Annotated in this window: 15 protein-coding genes and 1 pseudogene; 8 read left to right on the plus strand and 8 right to left on the minus strand. The window is 41.1% G+C overall.

All coding sequences use genetic code 11. The features are described 5' to 3' along the window. Position 1: 1 nt before the first annotated feature. Positions 2-1,057, minus strand: a complete 1,056-nt coding sequence (locus CTY48_RS10055) for a lactonase family protein (RefSeq protein ID WP_099468365.1) — start codon at positions 1,055-1,057, stop codon at positions 2-4. A gap of 339 nt (positions 1,058-1,396) precedes the next feature. Here CTY48_RS10055 and CTY48_RS10060 point away from each other — a divergent pair, with 339 nt between their 5' ends. From CTY48_RS10060 to CTY48_RS10080, 5 genes and pseudogenes are all read left to right on the plus strand, one after another. After that, positions 1,397-1,936, plus strand: a complete 540-nt coding sequence (locus tag CTY48_RS10060) for a helix-turn-helix domain-containing protein (protein WP_099468366.1) — start codon at positions 1,397-1,399, stop codon at positions 1,934-1,936. A 19-nt stretch (positions 1,937-1,955) separates the two neighbouring features. Next, positions 1,956-3,029, plus strand: coding sequence for an ABC transporter ATP-binding protein (locus CTY48_RS10065; RefSeq protein WP_099468367.1), 1,074 nt, complete (start codon positions 1,956-1,958; stop codon positions 3,027-3,029). Next, entirely contained in the window at positions 3,022-3,831 is an 810-nt protein-coding gene (locus CTY48_RS10070) for an ABC transporter permease (RefSeq protein ID WP_099468368.1), read from the plus strand. The genes CTY48_RS10065 and CTY48_RS10070 overlap by 8 nt, the downstream gene beginning before the upstream one ends. A gap of 164 nt (positions 3,832-3,995) precedes the next feature. After that, positions 3,996-5,680 (plus strand): annotated as a pseudogene (locus CTY48_RS20055) (extracellular solute-binding protein). Positions 5,681-5,738: 58 nt separating this feature from the next. After that, positions 5,739-6,170 (plus strand): GNAT family N-acetyltransferase, encoded by a 432-nt coding sequence (locus CTY48_RS10080; protein WP_099468369.1) that lies wholly within the window; start codon positions 5,739-5,741, stop codon positions 6,168-6,170. 5 nt (positions 6,171-6,175) lie between these two features. Here the strand turns inward: CTY48_RS10080 and CTY48_RS10085 are convergent, their stop codons facing one another. After that, positions 6,176-7,066: a fumarylacetoacetate hydrolase family protein gene (locus tag CTY48_RS10085; protein WP_099468370.1), complete on the minus strand. Its 891-nt coding sequence runs from the start codon at positions 7,064-7,066 to the stop codon at positions 6,176-6,178. 17 nt (positions 7,067-7,083) lie between these two features. Beyond that, on the minus strand, positions 7,084-8,676 hold the full coding sequence (locus CTY48_RS10090; RefSeq protein ID WP_099468371.1) for a hypothetical protein: 1,593 nt from the start codon (positions 8,674-8,676) through the stop codon (positions 7,084-7,086). A 162-nt stretch (positions 8,677-8,838) separates the two neighbouring features. On the opposite strand from CTY48_RS10090, the gene CTY48_RS10095 reads away from it, so the two are divergent. The 3 genes from CTY48_RS10095 to CTY48_RS10105 all read left to right on the plus strand — a co-directional run bounded on the left by CTY48_RS10095 (position 8,839) and on the right by CTY48_RS10105 (position 11,922). Further along, positions 8,839-9,726, plus strand: coding sequence for an AraC family transcriptional regulator (locus tag CTY48_RS10095; protein ID WP_099468372.1), 888 nt, complete (start codon positions 8,839-8,841; stop codon positions 9,724-9,726). Between the two features lie 213 nt (positions 9,727-9,939). Continuing rightward, a complete protein-coding gene (locus CTY48_RS10100) occupies positions 9,940-10,776 on the plus strand; it encodes an SGNH/GDSL hydrolase family protein (protein WP_099468373.1) in 837 nt (278 codons plus the stop codon). Positions 10,777-10,806: 30 nt separating this feature from the next. Further along, positions 10,807-11,922, plus strand: a complete 1,116-nt coding sequence (locus tag CTY48_RS10105) for a rhamnose ABC transporter substrate-binding protein (protein WP_099470126.1) — start codon at positions 10,807-10,809, stop codon at positions 11,920-11,922. Positions 11,923-12,012: 90 nt separating this feature from the next. Here the strand turns inward: CTY48_RS10105 and CTY48_RS10110 are convergent, their stop codons facing one another. From CTY48_RS10110 to hydG, 5 genes are all read right to left on the minus strand, one after another. Beyond that, positions 12,013-13,599 (minus strand): peptide chain release factor 3, encoded by a 1,587-nt coding sequence (locus CTY48_RS10110; protein WP_099468374.1) that lies wholly within the window; start codon positions 13,597-13,599, stop codon positions 12,013-12,015. An 11-nt stretch (positions 13,600-13,610) separates the two neighbouring features. Further along, positions 13,611-14,774 (minus strand): phosphopentomutase, encoded by a 1,164-nt coding sequence (locus tag CTY48_RS10115; protein WP_099468375.1) that lies wholly within the window; start codon positions 14,772-14,774, stop codon positions 13,611-13,613. Between the two features lie 111 nt (positions 14,775-14,885). Then, the gene (locus tag CTY48_RS10120; protein ID WP_328587820.1) at positions 14,886-16,061 is read right to left on the minus strand and encodes an MFS transporter; all 1,176 of its coding nucleotides are present in this window, start codon (positions 16,059-16,061) and stop codon (positions 14,886-14,888) included. 12 nt (positions 16,062-16,073) lie between these two features. Then, positions 16,074-17,264: a [FeFe] hydrogenase H-cluster maturation GTPase HydF gene (gene hydF / locus CTY48_RS10125; protein WP_099468377.1), complete on the minus strand. Its 1,191-nt coding sequence runs from the start codon at positions 17,262-17,264 to the stop codon at positions 16,074-16,076. Positions 17,265-17,282: 18 nt separating this feature from the next. Further along, the gene (gene hydG, locus CTY48_RS10130; RefSeq protein WP_099468378.1) at positions 17,283-18,701 is read right to left on the minus strand and encodes a [FeFe] hydrogenase H-cluster radical SAM maturase HydG; all 1,419 of its coding nucleotides are present in this window, start codon (positions 18,699-18,701) and stop codon (positions 17,283-17,285) included.

Raw genomic sequence — 18,701 nt, forward strand, 5'->3', positions numbered from 1 at the left:
TTTACTCGGAAACCTTTGCGACAAGCACGCAGTTTGGTGTATCAATCTTAATCGGTTCTCCGTTCATAACAAGTACACCTTTTTCATAATCAATTGAAAAAACTGTGATGGTATTTGATTCGTGGTTTAAGGACATCAAATGCTTTCCGTCCGGGAAAAACTCAATATCCTTTGGATATTCACCGCTGATAGGAAGAATATTTTTGCAAGTCAGCATACCGGTTTTGTGGTCAATCTTAAATATACCCACACTGTCATCCCCTGCATTGGAGCAAAAGAGATAATTATTATCCGGTGAAAATTTAAGTGCTGCTGCTGCGCAGCCATCATCACAATGTGCTTTTGCCGTTGGAACCGTCTGAAGCAATTCGAATTTCGGTGCCTTCTCCGTACTTGAATAGCTGTATACATTGATGTAATTTTTCAGCTCACAAATCAGATAAGCATATTTGCCGTCCTTGCTGAACAATAATGTTCTCGGAGCGGACTCAATTTCACATCTCAAAAAGTCTACGAGTTTAATTTTCCCCGTCTCCTTATCAAACTTATATATTTTAACATGGTCAACGCCTAAATCTACAGCACAAAGGAAATTTTCGTCCGGTGTTAAGGTCGCACAGCTCACATGCGGCCTGAAATTACGCTCCGCTAAGCTTCCGAGACCTTTATGAAATATACCGTCCTTTATTTTTCCGACACTTCCATCTTCATTTAACTCAAGAACCGTAACCTTTCCGTCATGATAGCCCGAAACAAACAGATACTTATCATTAGAATCTGTCTCCAGATAGCAGCCTCTCATGCCCTCTATCGTAGCTGCATTAATCGGCTTTAAATCACCGTCCGGTGCTATCTCATATGACTTTACTCCCTCATCTGCGATAGAGTATAAATACTTGCCGTTTGTGGAAAATGCCATGTCAGAAGGATTGTTAATCTTCTCTACCTTTCTCTCCACCATGCTTCCTTTTTCTACATCTAAATCATAAATATGAATTCCCAAACTACTTCCATGCGTGTAGGTCCCTACATACGCAACATATTTTTCCTTCTTCATGTAACATCCTCCATAACACAATGCTTGTTAAATTTATTCTTTTATATCGAAATTAGTCTAACGCTATCTTATCATATTTTCTTTCATTTGTTAATAGTCTAACTATTTTTTGCTATTGTTTAAAAATAGATACATCGCATTTTATGACCCTATTTTACATCTTCCAAAATTACTTTAAAAATTCTTTATAATTCTTTATTCTACTAGTTGACACCTGCAATTTTCCGAGTATAATATATCTAGTGTGCAGTTTAGGTATAGTAAACTTTTTGTATAGTTTAACTATTTTTATACTATATTATTACACTTTATTATAATTAAGGAAAGGAGCCAGTCATAATGAAAATAGGAAGTAAGCTAAAAGAACTCAGAGTGCAGAAAAATCTTACGCAGGAAGAGCTGGCAGACCGTGCTGAGCTTTCAAAGGGATTTATCTCACAGATTGAACGTGACTTGACCTCCCCTTCTATTGCAACCCTTGTCGACATTTTACAGTGTCTTGGAACAAATTTGAAGGATTTTTTCAACGACACGTCGGAGGAACAAATTGTATTTAAACAGAGTGATTATTTTGAAAAGATAGATACCGAGCTTCATAATAAAATCGAATGGATTATACCAAACGCTCAGAAAAACATTATGGAGCCTATTCGCCTGACACTTGAGCCCGGCGGCTCTACCTATCCTGATAATCCGCATGAGGGAGAAGAATTCGGTTATGTTTTACAGGGAAGTATTTCAATTAATATAGGGAATAAGGTTTATAAGGCAAAAAAAGGAGAATCCTTTTATTTTGTCCCCAATGCGAAACATTATATTGTCGCAAATGCAAAAACAGGTGCTTCTCTGATATGGGTAAGTACTCCACCAAATTTTTAGAATACAGGAGATACGAACAGTGAGCAATAACTTAATTGACTTAATCAACATAACAAAAACCTTTGACAACCAGCTTGTTTTGGATGATCTCAATTTGTCCGTCAAGGAAAATGAGTTTGTCACCCTTCTAGGTCCAAGCGGCTGCGGAAAATCCACTACCCTCAGTATTTTAGGCGGCTTTCAGCACCCCGATAAGGGTCAGGTTATTTTTGGAGGCACTGATATCACAAATGTTCCCCCAAATAAAAGAGCCTTGAATACGGTTTTTCAAAAATATGCTCTTTTTACCCATATGTCAATTGCGGAAAACATTGCATTTGGTCTGAAGATAAAAGGAAAATCAAAAGATTACATAAATGATAAAATAAAATATGCCTTAAAGCTCGTAAATTTAGAGGGCTTCGAAAATCGTACGCCAAACTCTCTAAGCGGCGGTCAGCAGCAGCGTATCGCCATTGCCCGCGCCATTGTAAATGAGCCGAAGGTATTGCTCCTAGACGAGCCTTTGGGCGCTCTTGATTTAAAGCTTCGTCAGGATATGCAGTATGAATTGATTCGTCTGAAAAACGAGTTAGGTATTACCTTTATTTACGTTACCCATGATCAGGAGGAAGCCCTCACGATGTCTGACACAATCGTCGTTATGAATCAGGGCTATATCCAGCAGATTGGCACACCGGAGGACATCTACAACGAGCCTCAGAATGCCTTTGTTGCGGATTTCATCGGTGAAAGCAACATTCTTCCTGCTATCATGCTCGAGGATAAGCTTGTTCAGATACTCGGGGCAAAATTTGCCTGTGTTGATGTCGGCTTTGGAAACAATACACCGGTTGATGTGGTAATCAGACCGGAGGATATTGATCTGGTAGATCCGGAGAAAGGTACCATTCAAGGAGTTGTAACCCACCTGATATTTAAAGGTGTTCACTACGAGATGGAGGTTATGGCGAACGGACATGAGTGGCTTGTACACAGCACAGATTTATTTCCTGTCGGAACTAAGGTAGGAATTCATGTGGACCCATTTGATATCCAGATTATGAATAAGCCTGCTTCGGAAGATGAGGAGGCGGTGATTATCAATGAATAAAAAATGGCTTTCCGGTCCTTATTTATTCTGGGCGGTTTCCTTCATCATCATTCCGCTCCTTATGATTGTTTACTACGGCTTTACGAACAAATCAGGTAACGTTACATTTGAAAATATTATGGAAATCACGACTGCAACAAACATGAAAGCATTGTTTCTCGCTCTCCTGCTTTCCATTGTCAGTACGATACTATGTCTCATTCTTGCCTACCCGCTTGCAATGATACTAAATCGCATGGATGTAAACCAGAACAGCTTCGTTGTACTTATTTTCATCTTACCGATGTGGATGAACTTTTTGCTTCGTACATTGGCTTGGCAGACCCTGCTTGAAAAAACAGGTGTTATCAACAGTATTTTAACTTTCTTGCATCTGCCTGCCTTAAATATTATCAATACACCGTATGCCATTGTGCTCGGTATGGTTTATAACTTCCTGCCGTTCATGGTATTGCCGATTTACAATATATTACTTAAGATTGACCCTAACGTAATCAATGCTGCAAAGGATTTGGGCGCAAACAGCTTCCAGACCTTTTACAAGGTAATTCTTCCGCTTAGCTGGCCGGGTGTCATAAGCGGTATCACGATGGTGTTCGTTCCTTCTCTGACCACCTTCGTCATCTCTGATTTGCTTGGCGGAAGCAAAATTCTTCTCATCGGTAACGTTATTGAGCAGAAATTTACGCAGGCAAACAACTGGCACGCAGGCTCGGGACTTTCCCTTGTCCTGATGGTATTTATTCTTGCCAGCATGGCTATTTTGTCAAAATACGATAAGGATGGGGAGGGAATTATATAATGAAGAAATTTTTATCAAAATTCTATCTCGCATTGATTTTTATATTGTTGTATGCCCCCATCGCAACGCTGATTGTGTTGTCCTTTAATGCCTCAAAGACCCGTGCAAAATGGGGAGGCTTTACATTAAACTGGTACGTTGAGCTTTTCCAAAACGAGGCAATTATGGATGCGCTCTACAACACTCTGGCAATCGCATTGATCTCTTCCTTGATTGCAACAGTCATCGGTACTGCTGCTTCTCTCGGAATCAACGCGATGAACAAGCATTTTAAAACAGTTTTGATGAGTATCACCAACATTCCTATGCTGAATGCGGATATTGTGACTGGTATCTCACTTATGCTTTTGTTTATAGCCTTTGGCATAAAGTTTGGATTTTCTACTATTCTGCTGGCGCATATCACCTTTAATATACCGTATGTCATATTAAGTGTCATGCCAAAGCTCAAGCAGATTGACCAAAACACCTATGCCGCAGCACTTGACCTTGGTGCTTCACCGCTTTATGCATTTTTCAGGGTTATCATGCCGGATATCCTTCCGGGTATATTATCAGGATTTTTATTATCCTTTACTATGTCATTGGATGATTTTATCATAACCCATTTTACAAAGGGCTCCGGTGTAGACACGCTCTCCACCAAAATTTACGCAGAGGTCAGAAAGGGAATTAAACCGGAAATGTATGCACTGTCGACCCTGCTTTTTGTATCTGTTTTAGTTTTATTAATCGCTGTCAACAAGGCACCAAAACAGCGAAAGAAAGTTAGTCAGGAGGATTCTTTATGAAAAAATATACTGTTGTTTTAGCTGCTGCGGCTCTTGCTGCTGCGACACTTGCAGGCTGCGGCGGAAGCAGTTCCGTATCTGAAGATCAGAAATTATATGTCTACAACTGGGGTGAGTACATTGACCCGGATGTTCTGGATATGTTTACGGAAGAAACCGGCATTGAAGTTGTCTATGACGAGTTTGAGACCAACGAGATTATGTATCCGAAAATTGCTGCCGGAGGTGTCAACTATGATGTTGTCTGCCCTTCCGATTACATGATTGAGCGTATGATTGAGGAAGACTTATTATCTGAATTAAATTATGATAACATTCCAAATATTTCAAATATTGATACAACTTATTTGGACCAGGCAAAACAGTTTGACCCGGAAAACAAATACAGTGTTCCTTATTGCTGGGGCACGGTAGGCATCCTTTACAACAAGACAATGGTTGATGAACCGATTGATAGCTGGTCTGTTCTGTGGGATGAGAAATACAAAGACAATATCCTGATGCAAGACAGCGTAAGAGATGCGTTTGGGGTTGCGTTAAAATCCCTTGGCTACTCTCTCAACTCCACCGATGAGACAGAGTTAGATGCGGCAAAAGACCTGTTAATCGAGCAAAAGCCACTTGTTCAGGCATATGTTATCGATCAGGTTCGCGATAAAATGATTGGAAACGAAGCTGCCATCGGTGTTATCTACTCTGGTGAAGCAATCTTTACACAGCGCGAAAATCCTGATTTGGAATATGTGATTCCAAAGGAAGGCACCAACGTATGGATTGACTCTTGGGTAATTCCTAAAAATGCGGAACACAAAGAAAATGCTGAAAAGTTTATCAATTTCTTATGCCGTGCTGATATTGCACTGAAAAACTTTGAGTATATTACCTACTCAACTCCTAACAAGGCAGCACGCGAATTGATTGAGGATGAGGATATCAAAAACAGCAAGGTTGCATTCCCTGATGCTGCGGCATTACAAAATTGTGAGACCTTCAACTATCTCGGTTCCGATTTTGATGAGCTGTATTCTAATCTTTGGAATGAAGTAAAATCAAATTAAATTTATTGATAAAAAAGTGTGAGCAGAGCTCGCACTTTTTTATACAGGAGGAAAAATTATGGCTAATGATAATATCGAATATTTTGAAAACACGGTTACTGCACAGGATTTGGTCTATCTTCAAGCTGCGGTTGGTTTTGGGAATGCTGATTTCGAGCAGGCAGATAAAGCAATTCAAAATAGCTTGTATACAATATGTGCCAAGAATGCTGGAAAGACAATTGGAATGGGGCGTGTTATTGGGGACGGTGCTCGGATATTTTATTTACAGGATGTATTTATTTCACCAGAATTTCAAAGAAAAGGTATCGGAACACAACTTATCAATCAAATGTTAAATTATATCAAAAAAAATTCCTTTGCAGGTGCCTATACTACAGTAGGGCTTATGGCTGCAAAAGGAAAAGAAAATTTTTATATAAATCTGGGATTTCATGTAAGACCAACTGATACGGAAGGTGCCGGAATGTTGTACACCTTCCTTGGTTAAAACTTCTACTCTACCACATTCCTCAGTCTGCCAATCCCTTCTATCTCGCAGACAACCTCATCACCCTTTTTCAGAAAGCGGGGAGGCACAAAACCCATCCCCACACCTGCCGGAGTCCCCATCGAAATGATGGTTCCGGCTTTTAAGGTCATACCCTTTGATAATTCACTGATTACATGTGCTATTCCGAAAATCAACAATTCTGTATTGCTGTCCTGTCTCAATTCACCGTTTACATAGCTTTTGATATCGAGCTTCGGAGGTATCTCAAACTCATCTTTTGTCACAATAACCGGACCCATCGGAGTAAAGCCGTCAAGACTCTTTCCGAAATACCACTGCTTATGTGCGGTCTGCAAATTGCGAGCGCTCACATCATTAATAATGGTGTAGCCGAATATATAGTCAAAGGCGTCCTCTTCCGCTACATTTTTCGCATCTTTTCCGATAATTAAGGCAAGCTCTGCTTCATAATCAAGGCTGTCTACCAGACCTTCATAGGCAGGTATCACGTCGTTATCCGCCACAGCCTCATTTACTCTCTTTGAAAAATACACAGCAAACGGTCTTTCACCTCCGAAATCCTCTTTCTTGTATCGGGCAGATTCCTCAGCATGTGCCATGTAGTTGATACCAAGGCAGATGATATCCTGCCTCGGATTTACAATAGGAGCTGCACTTATCGTTTTATCACGGAATAAAAACTGCTCCGGCTCTCTTTTTGCCTTGCTTTTTAACAGTTCAAGCTCTGCATCCGTCATATTTTCTATCAGCTCATTCATGGTTTCATAATTCATGTCAAACTGACTGAGGGGAAATATTTTTTGTTCATCCTGGCTTAGAATTCCAATCTTTTCACTGCCATTTTCCTTTAATCTGTAGGTAATTAATTTCATGCCTGCCTCCTAGTAAGCTATCGAACAGAATAAACAGTGTTTGTGTCCGTTCCTTCGGAATATTCAAATGTTATACTATCTCCCTCATTAAATTTTATAATATTAATATAATCTGCCACCGGTACATCAAAGATTGCACCGGTCCCTTCCAGCATAATGTAATAGTGAGTATTTCCCTCTATTACTGCCTGTGCTATTTTTTCAATGTTCCCCGTAATTTTCAGCATGCTCTGGCTTGCAACGCTCGTAATTCCGTTGGAGCTCAAAAGGGAAATATACTGCTTTTCACACTCTGAAACACTGTCTCCAATCGCTACAATCTGGTACCTCTTAATATTTACCAGTGCATATTTCTTAACAAGTCCCGCCTCATCCTTCAGGGCGATAAAATAGGTCGGCTCATTGCCGATATTAAGCAATAACGGGAATGTCGCCTTATATCCCAAATGCTGCACCTGTCCTTGCGCTGAGGACATCGCCGAATACTCTTCTGCACCCTCAATGCTGTAAAAATGAGTCTCCCTCGTTCTCTGATTGATAAGCACAAAGCCTACATTGGACTCGTCTGCAATAACCGAAGTGACACCTGTATACATCCACACGTCATCATCGATGGCAAGATAATTATAGCCTTCCGTCGTCTTTAGACAATCCTTCTGGCTCAGCAGCGTGTTCAGATAGCCATGCTTTAACATGCCGTGATAATTATACTGCTCTGTGAGCAGCTCCGCGGAAAACACCCTGTCTATCCAGCTTGGGACCTCGTCGATATTATAATCAACCGTCTCTCCCGTCACAGCGTTGCAAAGCACCACTCTTCCGATTGTCTCACCGCCAAACAGCCCTATCGTATAATCCTTTACCGGACAAACCCAATAAGGCACGCCCTCCTCATCAATCTCAAAATTAAAGCTGTCAAAAATATAGGTAGGATATAAAAAACGCATATGCCGGTATATATAGCGGTTAAAATAATCGCTCTCCGTGTATTTCATGCCCTGCGCCAGCTTTACAAGCTCCACATTCTGATCTGTCATATTGATTTTGATATAAGCGGGAATTCCATCCTTCTGGTTGGTAAGCCATTTGATCGGACTTGCATATACAAGCGGCGTCACGCGGGTCGGTACATCTTGATAGTTAATCTGCGTATACAGAGAACTTACCTCAAACTGTGAGACCATATCAACCATACTTCCCATCTTTCGGTTTCCAAGAAGCTCTGCTGAATCCTTGTCTAATATCGGTATTTGGTTAAATGATACCTCTTTGATATCCGTTGAAAAATCACTGTCCTGAACCGGTAAAAGCTGCTGATACTTCTTCGCATTTACAATCGGCGAGGACAAAATACTGCCAATGATAAAAATAATAATTGCCACCGCTGTGATTCCGACTCCGATTTTCGCAATTATACTATCTTTTATCTTATTTACATCTCTTGTCCTTGCTATTGTAATTATTCCAAATAACAGAACAATTCCAACAATAAGAAACATCCAGAAGCCTCTGGAATGGATGTTCACCGCAGGAATCGTGATGTAATAATAAAGAAATCCTATCAAAGCGATAAGGACTAAAATCAAAAGTCTTCTCAATGCTTTTTTCATAACATGCTCCTTCTCTTGGTTTATCTACTCTATTGTCTTACCTATCATTCTATATGAAATGCCGCCGCTCTTCAACCTTTAAATTTTATTTTCCATAAATACAGCCGGTAAAGTATGCTATAATAACTTATATGCTATGAGAAAGGTTGGTTTGGTTTTCTTATGAGAAAAGAATATGAATTAGATATTGATAAAAAGTCAAAATGGAAAATTTTTACTAGCGCTTCCATCTGTGATTCCCTTCCATTTAACATTGAAGAATGTGGACTATTTCATGCCAAGTCAGATTTTTTTACAGAGGGTGATGGCATTAATAACTACTTACTTCTTTACACCGTCTCCGGTGAAGGCTACTGCAACTATCGCGGCAACAAGCAAATTCTTCGCCCAAACTCTGCCATTTTAATCAATTGTCTGGAGCCATTTTATGTAAAAACACTGGAATCCGAATGGGGCTATCTCTGGATGCATTTTAAAGGTTCCTCAATGGCTGCTTATATGGACTATATTATGGAGGAAAATGCTGACAGCATTCTTTTAAGCGATGATCGTACCCTGCTAAAAAGCTTTGAAGAAATACTTAGCTTCCCCATTTTTCTTGATATGAATTTAGGCTATTACATCTCCAACAATATCTCCAATATTTTAACCTGCATGATACAAAATAAGGAGCTCAAAGATTCTACCTCCCCTTCTGCCCGCCATAGTACGATTATTTCACTTGTCACAGACTACATTGGGGAACATTACCAAGAAGATATAACCATTGAGGATTTTTTGGATATTGCTCATCTCTCAAAGTATTATTTTATTAAAATTTTTAAGAAGATAATGGGGACAACCCCCTATGACTATTTGATTAATTACCGTATTTCAAGAAGCAAAATTCTGCTTCGTACAACGGATAAGGCTATTTCGGAGATTGCCTATGATGTCGGTTTCCCATCCACCAATAATTTTATTATACAGTTTAAGAGAAATGTCGGCGTTACTCCAAACGTATATAGAAAAAGTCAGATATCTATTTTTAAAAATAGTTTGTTAAATTAAACATTATAATTTTCCAAAAGCAATATTCAAAAATATATGAATATTGCTTTTTTATAACAATAAATAAAGTCGTTTTAAAAAATAGCAATATTCAGTGATTGTTTGGCAAATTATATAATTGAAAGTCTACTTTTATAGCGATATGATAAGGATGATTACAAATTCCTGTACAGAATTGTAAAGCAAAATAAGTGGAAAAGGAGAGCGTCGGTTTTGAGAACACAATTTAAAACCCCAACCGAATACGCCAATTTTATTTTAAATCTGGCAATACATACAAAACCGGAAGGGAAAGAAAGACCCTTGCACTTTAAAAATGTTATGCGTGAAAATCGCGGTTTTATTAATTCCCTCAGCCCTTATGGACCCACCAAAGACGGCCTTGAGAGAAGAAATCCTCTAATCGTTGCTTTGGGAGACAGTGTCACTGCCGGTCATTTCGAATTTAACGGTGATATGAACGCATTTTTTCAACGACTGGAAGTAAAAGGCATCCTAGAAGACGAAATTATCGAGATAACAGATGTAAAAGAATCCTATTTGGAAAAATTTCGGGATATGCTCATTGAAACATATGAACAGACTGCAGTTAATGCCATCAATGCCGGAATTGCAGGCGATACCATATACGGTATGCAAAAAAGGCTGATGCGCGACGTCATTTCCCACCACCCCGACCTCGTATTAGTAAACGGTTCCTTAAATTGGGGGATTGAGTGCGGGAGCAGTAAAGATTATGAGAAGGCTTTAAAAGAAGTTGTTGAAGAACTAAAAGCCAAAACAATGGCTGATATTGTATTAATGACCCCTAATATGAATATTCCTCAAACTGCTTCTAACCCATACTCTACTTTATCTGAAAGGGTCGAAATAATACGAGATCTTGCAAAAACCGAACAGGTATGTTTGGCTGATGTCTATCAGATATGGGAACTATATCAAAACGAAGGCTTTCCAATAAGTGAGCTACTTGCAAATGGCGTAAACCACCCTTCCGTAACCGGACATGAGGTATCTGCCATAGTACTCATGAAACTTATCAAGGAATAATAACCGAAACTATTGATACAGGAGGAAAAAATATTGAAAAGATTATTTAGTTTATCATTATGTACCGTTGTTCTTTTAACTTTAATTACCGGTTGCGGCGCAAACCAGAATATCGCTTCATCCGAAACTGCAACATCAGAGACAGCTCAAACAGATACTGCTCAGACACAGACATCCGAAAATGTTGATGAAACTTCACTTTCCGACTTAACCTTTGCCATTATTGTAAGAAGTGCAGGCAATCCTTATACCGGTAAAGAGGCAAGCGGTTTTCAGGAAGTGATTGAAAAAGCAGGTGCAACATGCATTGTAAAGCAGCCGGAATCTGCGACTGCGGAAGCTCAGATTGCAATGATTAACGAATTAGTTGCACAGAAGGTAGATGCCATCGCTATCGCAAGTAACGATGTAGATGCACTTCAGCCAGCTTTAGCTGCTGCCACCAACGCCGGTATTAAGGTTTCTTCCCTCGATTCCGCTGTAAATCCACAGAGCCGCTTGGTTCATATCAACCAAGCCGGAACAGAAATCATCGGTCAAACCTTAGTGGATGCAGTCTCTGACATTATGGGAGGAAGCGGGCAATTTGCAATTCTCTCTGCAACAAGTCAGGCTGCAAATCAAAATGCATGGATTGAGGCAATGAAAGAGGTTATGCAGGACAGCAAATATTCGAATCTTGAGCTGGTTGATATTGTGTATGGCGATGACGAATATCAAAAGTCTGTCGATCAGACACAGGCCTTACTCTCCAATTACCCTGACCTAAAACTGATTTGTGCTCCGACCACTGTCGGAATCATGGCTGCTGCCAAGGTTTTGCAAGACCAAGGTGTCACAGATAAAATAAAGCTGACAGGTCTCGGACTTCCTTCTGAGATGTCGGACTACATCGGGGCAGATGATGCCCACTCTTGCCCATACATGTTTTTGTGGAATCCAATTGACATCGGACGCCTATCCGCCTATACCTCAATTGCACTGGTAACCAATGAAATCACAGGTGCCGCAGGAGAAACATTCACCGCTGGTGACATGGGCGAATACAATATTGTAGAAGCATCTGACGGCGGAACAGAAATCATCTTAGGACCTCCTTTTAAATTTGATCCGTCTAATATTGAAGAATGGAAAACTATTTATTAACCAATTATCATACTTTCGTATTTTTCATACCCTAAGAAACCAAAAAACTGCCAATGGCAGTTTTTTGGTTTCTTCAATATCTTTCTCGTACTATTTTCCAAACTCGGATAATTCAAGCCCTTTATTTCTGTCTAAGGTCATTCCGATACTCCAGCTATTCACAAAAAGTAAAAGCGGATTGTCCTTTAAGTCCTTGATTTTTTTCATATCTGACGTTCCGACAAGCTTATCCAAATCAATGTCGTCATTTTCTATCCAGCGGATATGCTCATACGGAAGGTTTTCCATTCTTATCTCTACATTGTACTCATTTTCCAGTCTATATTTGAGCACCTCGAACTGAAGAACGCCGACTACGCCGACAATAATTTCCTCCATACCGGTATTATACTCCTGAAAAATCTGAATGGCACCCTCCTGCGCTATCTGACTGATACCTTTCACAAACTGCTTTCGCTTCATCGTATCAATCTGTCTCACTCTCGCAAAATGCTCCGGTGCAAAGGTCGGAATGCCCTCAAACTCAAACTTGTCGCCACAGCACAAAGTATCTCCGATAGAGAAGATGCCCGGATCAAATACACCGATGATATCGCCCGCATATGCCTCCTCCACAATTTTACGCTCCTGCGCCATAAGCTGCTGAGGTTGGGAAAGTTTTATCTTTTTATTGCCGCCCTGAATATGGGTTACCTCCATGCCTGCCTCAAACTTGCCGGAACAGATGCGCATAAAAGCAATTCTGTCGCGGTGTGCCTTGTTCATATTTGCCTGTATCTTAAAGACAAATGCAGAAAAATCCTCGTTAAACGGATTGACTTCCCCTACATCTGATTTTCTTGGAAGCGGTGAGGAAGTCATCTGAAGAAAATGCTTTAAAAATGTCTCAACACCAAAGTTCGTCAAAGCGGAGCCGAAAAACACCGGAGATAATTTTCCCGTACTCACAAGCTCCATATCAAACTCTGCACTGGCGCCGTCCAACAGCTCAATCTCATCCTGTAAGGTGGTTGCAAAGCCTTCTCCGATTACATTGGAAAGCCCTTCATCCTCAACAGAAATCTCTAAAGACGCGCCCTCTTTCGTTCCTCTCTGTGTATCAGAAAAAGTCGTCACCGTCTTAGTATTTCGATCATAAACTCCTTTAAACTCTTTACCCGAGCCAATCGGCCAGTTAATCGGGCACGTTGCAATTCCAAGCTCTTTTTCAATATCATCCAGAAGCTCAAACGTATCTCTCGCTTCACGATCCATCTTATTAATAAATGTAAAAATCGGAATATTTCGCATCACACATACTTTAAACAGCTTTCTTGTCTGTGCCTCAACACCCTTGGAAGCGTCAATTACCATCACGGCTGAATCTGCCGCCATAAGGGTACGATAGGTATCCTCGGAGAAATCCTGATGTCCCGGGGTATCCAAAATATTAATACAGTAATTATCATAGTTAAATTGCAGCACGGAGGAAGTAACAGAAATACCTCTTTCCTTCTCAATCTCCATCCAGTCTGACACCGCATGTCTTGCTGTCGCTTTTCCTTTTACAGAGCCTGCTAAATTGATTGCACCTCCGTATAATAAGAATTTCTCTGTCAGTGTCGTCTTACCTGCATCGGGGTGAGAAATAATGGCAAAGGTCCTTCTTTTTTCTATTTCCTTCTTGTAGTTACTCAAAATAAATCCTCCTAAATAATGTCTTTTAACACAGATTTTCCTGCAATGCCTGATGTAATTCCAAAATAGTCCGTGATTGTCTTCGCAATGTCAGAAAAGGTATCCCTTGTTCCGAGATTGTTGTTTTCTTTCACCTTTTTTCCGTAGATTACCCAAGGTGTATACTCTCTGGAATGATCCGTGGAAGGTGTGAGCGGATCACAGCCGTGGTCCGCGGTAATCATTAAAATATCATCCTCACCAAGCTTCTCCAAAATGGAAGGGAGGCGGTTGTCAAAGTTCGTCAATGCCTTGGCATAGCCGTCCACGTCGTTTCGGTGCCCGTACAGCATATCAAAATCAACAAGGTTGATAAAGCATAAGCCCTCAAACTCCTTGTCCATATATTCCAAGGTACGGTCGATGCCCTCATCATTATTACTTGTATAGACATATTCCGTGATGCCTTGTCCTGCAAAAATGTCATTGATTTTACCTACCGCAATCACATCAAGCCCTTTATCCTTTAAGTTGTGAAGCATTGTCTCCTGAGGAGGCAGTATGGAAAAATCATGTCGTCTGGACGTTCTCTTATAATCCGGATATTCTCCTTCAAACGGTCTTGCAATCACTCTTCCGACTCCGTGCTCTCCGACTAATATTTCCCTTGCAATCCTGCAATATTCATATAGCGTCTCAATCGGTACCACATCCTCATGCGCCGCTATCTGGAATACACTGTCAGCAGAGGTATATACAATTAAATCTCCTGTCTCCACATGCTCTTTTCCGTAATCTCTTATTACATCCGTACCGGAATATGGCTTGTTGCATATTACGCCTCTGTTTACCGCCTTGGAAAACTTCTCAAGCACATCTGCGGGAAAGCCGTCCGGATAGGTCGGAAGCGGTTTCATCGACTGGATTCCTGCAATCTCCCAATGTCCGATTGTCGTATCCTTTCCCTTGGAGGTCTCTGTCATTCTGGCAAAGCTGCCCTGCGGCTTTTCATTTCCTTCCCTGCAGTCCACACCATCTATGTTAAACAATCCAAGCTTTTGCATATTCGGCATGGAGAAAAATTCACTTGTGGAAGCCGCCTTAATCGTGTTGCTTCCCTCATCGTGAAAATCCTTCGCATCCGGCGCTTCACCAATTCCAAAACTGTCTAATACTATTAAAAATACTCGTTTCATATCATCACCTTATACAGAATATCTGTATTCCTTTCTACTATATAAAAATATATTAGGGTATTAATAGTATATCGTATTTTTGTTTTTTCGTATAGACTTGTGCAAAAAGATTTATGCCTGCAAACCAACAATTTTTTTCGAGCGTACATAGCTCAAAATCGCAAACAACAGCATCATCGCAACATTGATACTCAAAAATGCGATTGCTCCGCTAAGCCCCACACTGCCGTCCGCGATAATTCCTACAATCTGCGGCGTGATAATCCCGCCGAGCGCAGCGATGGCAAGCAGCATAGACATTCCCGCTGTGGAGCCCTTAATCATCTCTCCTGCATTGGCAATTCCCGTCGGATAAATTCCAGCAAAGAAGAAGCCAAGTCCTACAACAGAAACGGTAATAACAGTCAAATCCTTTGTAGAGATAAGCAGGATGAAAAATGCAACCGTACATACACAGTTAATCAGCATAATTTTATATTTGGAAATCTTCTTTGACATATATCCTGTGACAAGTCTTCCAACCATAATGACAATCCATGTTACCGACACGAGATTCGTCGCATAGTTGTCGCTCATGATTCCGATGCCCTTAAAATAAGTTACAAACCAGCCGTTTACACAGTTTTCTACGCCTAGATAAAAAAAGAGCAGCAAGCCGCAGAAATAAAAATCCACATTTTTGAAAAAGTCTTTTTCTTTCTTTTCCTTGCTCTTTTTCGCCTGATTTTTATTCTCCTCCAGTGGAAGGGAACAATAGCCGATAACTGATATTGTCGTCAGTATCGTAACCGTGTAGATGATATATCTCCAATTGAGCCCCGCCGTGATGAAAACAGAGGTGAGAAACGGCGCTAAAAAGGCACCAAACGCAAAAGTCATATGAAGCAGATTTAAGGCAAGCGGTGTTCCGTCATAATCATTTACAATCATGTTGTTGATAATGCTCACAGAACCTCTCCCGATTCCCAACAGAATACAGGCAACGTACAAAACCGGTACCGGTGCAACCAAAGATATGATAAACAAATCAATCGGTACCAGTGCCGATAACAGTATCGTCGTCTTTTTTCTGCCTATCTTTCCTGCGATATAAGGATTGATAAAACTTGCCAGAAGATTTCCGATTGCAAAGGCAGATAAAAGACCGCCCGCAACACTGTAATTTAAATCAGCCTCCATAATCAAATAGGTCAGGATGGACCCTAATACTAACGCCATCATTCCGTTTGCAAAAAAAGCATAGTAACACGGAATGAACAATCTCATTTTTTTACTCATTTCAAATATCCTTTTCTTTTCTTAATAGTCAATCTTATCTAGTATACCACTTATATAGGCAATCGCAACCCCATAATTTGTCATCGGTACGTTTTGCTTTTTTGCCTGCTCAATGCGGTTTAGCACATATTTTCTGTTAAACATACAGGCACCGCACTGGATAATCAAATCATATCCCGACAAATCCTTCGGGAAATCTGCTCCGCTTACAATTTGAACGTCAAGCTCCTCCCCGGCTATCTTTCGAAGCATTCTCGGCAGCTTCTCTCTTCCGATATCCTCCGCCAACGGTGCATGGGTACACGCCTCCGCAACCAGCACATGCGAATCCTTTGCCAGCGTCCCAATCGCCGGTGCACTCGTCGTATAATAGTCAATGTCTCCCTTGTATCTCGCAAACAGTACCGAAAAGGAGGTCAATCTGCTTTCTTTTGGCTTTTTCTCGTAGACAGTCTGAAAAACCTGTGAATCAGTAACGATAAGTGCCGGAGGCTTTGCAAGGGATTGCAAGGCTTCCTCCAGTTTGTCTGTCGTTGCGGACAACACGAGGCACTTATTATCCAATAAATCTCGTATGGTCTGTACCTGAGGCAGAATAAGCCTGCCCTTCGGTGCCTGGATATCCTGCGGCATAACAAGCAAAACGATATCGCCCTCCTTTACAAGACTTCCCGTAATACTCTTTGCCTCATAATCCTCCGGAACATTTCTCCGCAACTCTTCCAGTAAAGTATCAATACCCTCACCGTGCTTGCAGCTTATCCGTATAGGCTCTTTGCCTGTCAGTTTTTTTACAGTCTCCTGAATATCAGATATCTGTTTCAATACGTCTGTCTTATTGATAACCGGAATAATCGGAATATTTGCCTTCTTTAGCTTTTCAATCCATTCTGCTTCCGCTTCAACCTCTGTGTCCGAAAAAACTATAATTGCCATATCCGTTTTTCGCACTGCCTCATGTGTCTTCTCTATTCGCTTATTTCCCAGCTCACCCACATCATCAAAACCCGCCGTATCAATAAAGACACAAGGACCTATCCCGCTTATCTCCATCGTTTTATAAACCGGGTCGGTGGTTGTTCCCGCCACATCTGAGACAAGTGCTGTCTCCTGGCTTGTAATCGCATTCATCAGAGATGACTTTCCGCTGTTTCTCTTTCCGTAAATTCCTATGTGAAGCTGGTTTGCCCTCGGTGTATTTGTTAAACTCATATGAACCTCCTTCTCCTGTCAGAATCGAAAATCTCTCATTCCGTCTGCCATCTCTTCTATATGCTTTCTTGCTATCTCTTTTACCTTATCACTTTTTATATGGTCAAGCTGCTCTTCTATGACTGCTTTTCCTAATTTCTTTGTATCGCTTGCGGCATAGTCCTCCAAATATTCGTTCAGCGTCATAAGTGCGTTTGGCTGACAGCAATTTGCTATCTGCCCTGCTTTCGCAAGCTGCATAAAGCGGTCTCCTGTCCGTCCCTCTCTGTAACAGGCAGTACAAAAGCTTGGAATATATCCCAATTCTAGCAGCCAGTTAACCACCTCATCGAGGCTTCTCGTATCGCTTACGTCAAACTGCGCTGAATTATCTTCCTTTGCCTCTTCCTCCACATAGCCTCCGACACTTGTGCGGGAACCGCCGCTTATCTGGGATACGCCAAGACGAAGCACCTTCTCCCTTGTTCTTTGGGATTCTCTTGTGGAGATAATCATTCCGGTATACGGAACTGCCACTCGGATAACCGCTACTATTTTAGCAAACAAATCATCTGATACGGCATTCTCATATTCCTCCGGATTGATATCGTCCGCCGGTCTGATTCTTGGTACACTTATCGTATGCGGACCGACTCCCTTAGCCGCTTCCAGATGCTCTGCGTGCATGAGAAGCCCTGCAAAATCATATTTATACATATTTAGCCCAAACAATACACCGATGCCAACATCGTCAATTCCACCTTCCATCGCCCTGTCCATCGCCTCTGTATGGTAAGCATAATCATGCTTTGGACCTGTCGGATGGAGCGCCTCGTAGTTTTCTTTATGGTACGTCTCCTGGAATAAAATATAAGTTCCGATTCCTGCCTCTTGCAGCTTCTTATAATTTTCCACCGTTGTGGCTGCAATATTTACGTTTACACGGCGGATTGCTCCGTTTTTATGCTTGATGCCATAAATTGTCTCAATGCTCTCAAGCACATATTCAATCGGATTGTTGACAGGATCCTCACCGGTTTCAAGTGCAAGACGCTTATGCCCCATATCCTGCAAGGCAATAACCTCCTCGCGGATTTCCTCCTGTGTCAGTTTTTTTCTCTTGATATGCTTATTTTTCATATGGTAAGGACAGTAAACGCAACCGTTGACACAATAATTTGACAGGTAAAGCGGGGCAAACATAACAATTCTGTCCCCATATATTTTCTGCTTAATTTCCTTTGCAAGTGCATACAGCTTCTCGTTCAAATCTTCGATATCACATTCCAGCAAAACCAAAGCCTCTCGGTGGCTAAGCCCTTTACAGTCTCTCGCCCGTTCGATCAAGCTGTCAATCAGCTCTCTGTTTGACTTGTTCTCCTCGGCATACCGAAGGGACTCTACTATCTCCTCATGGTTGATAAATTCCTCTGCTTTTGATGATTTTACATTATACAT

It is taken from the genome of Konateibacter massiliensis, from assembly GCF_900184995.1.
In the GTDB taxonomy this organism is placed as follows: domain Bacteria; phylum Bacillota; class Clostridia; order Lachnospirales; family Lachnospiraceae; genus Lachnotalea; species Lachnotalea massiliensis.

Coding starts and splice junctions, on each gene's coding strand:
- CTY48_RS10055 (WP_099468365.1), bottom strand. CDS start 1,057: ATGAAGAAGGAAAAATATGTTGCGTATGTAGGGACCTACACGCATGGA.
- CTY48_RS10060 (WP_099468366.1), top strand. CDS start 1,397: ATGAAAATAGGAAGTAAGCTAAAAGAACTCAGAGTGCAGAAAAATCTT.
- CTY48_RS10070 (WP_099468368.1), top strand. CDS start 3,022: ATGAATAAAAAATGGCTTTCCGGTCCTTATTTATTCTGGGCGGTTTCC.
- CTY48_RS10080 (WP_099468369.1), top strand. CDS start 5,739: ATGGCTAATGATAATATCGAATATTTTGAAAACACGGTTACTGCACAG.
- CTY48_RS10085 (WP_099468370.1), bottom strand. CDS start 7,066: ATGAAATTAATTACCTACAGATTAAAGGAAAATGGCAGTGAAAAGATT.
- CTY48_RS10090 (WP_099468371.1), bottom strand. CDS start 8,676: ATGAAAAAAGCATTGAGAAGACTTTTGATTTTAGTCCTTATCGCTTTG.
- CTY48_RS10095 (WP_099468372.1), top strand. CDS start 8,839: ATGAGAAAAGAATATGAATTAGATATTGATAAAAAGTCAAAATGGAAA.
- CTY48_RS10115 (WP_099468375.1), bottom strand. CDS start 14,774: ATGAAACGAGTATTTTTAATAGTATTAGACAGTTTTGGAATTGGTGAA.
- hydF (WP_099468377.1), bottom strand. CDS start 17,264: ATGAGTTTAACAAATACACCGAGGGCAAACCAGCTTCACATAGGAATT.
- hydG (WP_099468378.1), bottom strand. CDS start 18,701: ATGTATAATGTAAAATCATCAAAAGCAGAGGAATTTATCAACCATGAG.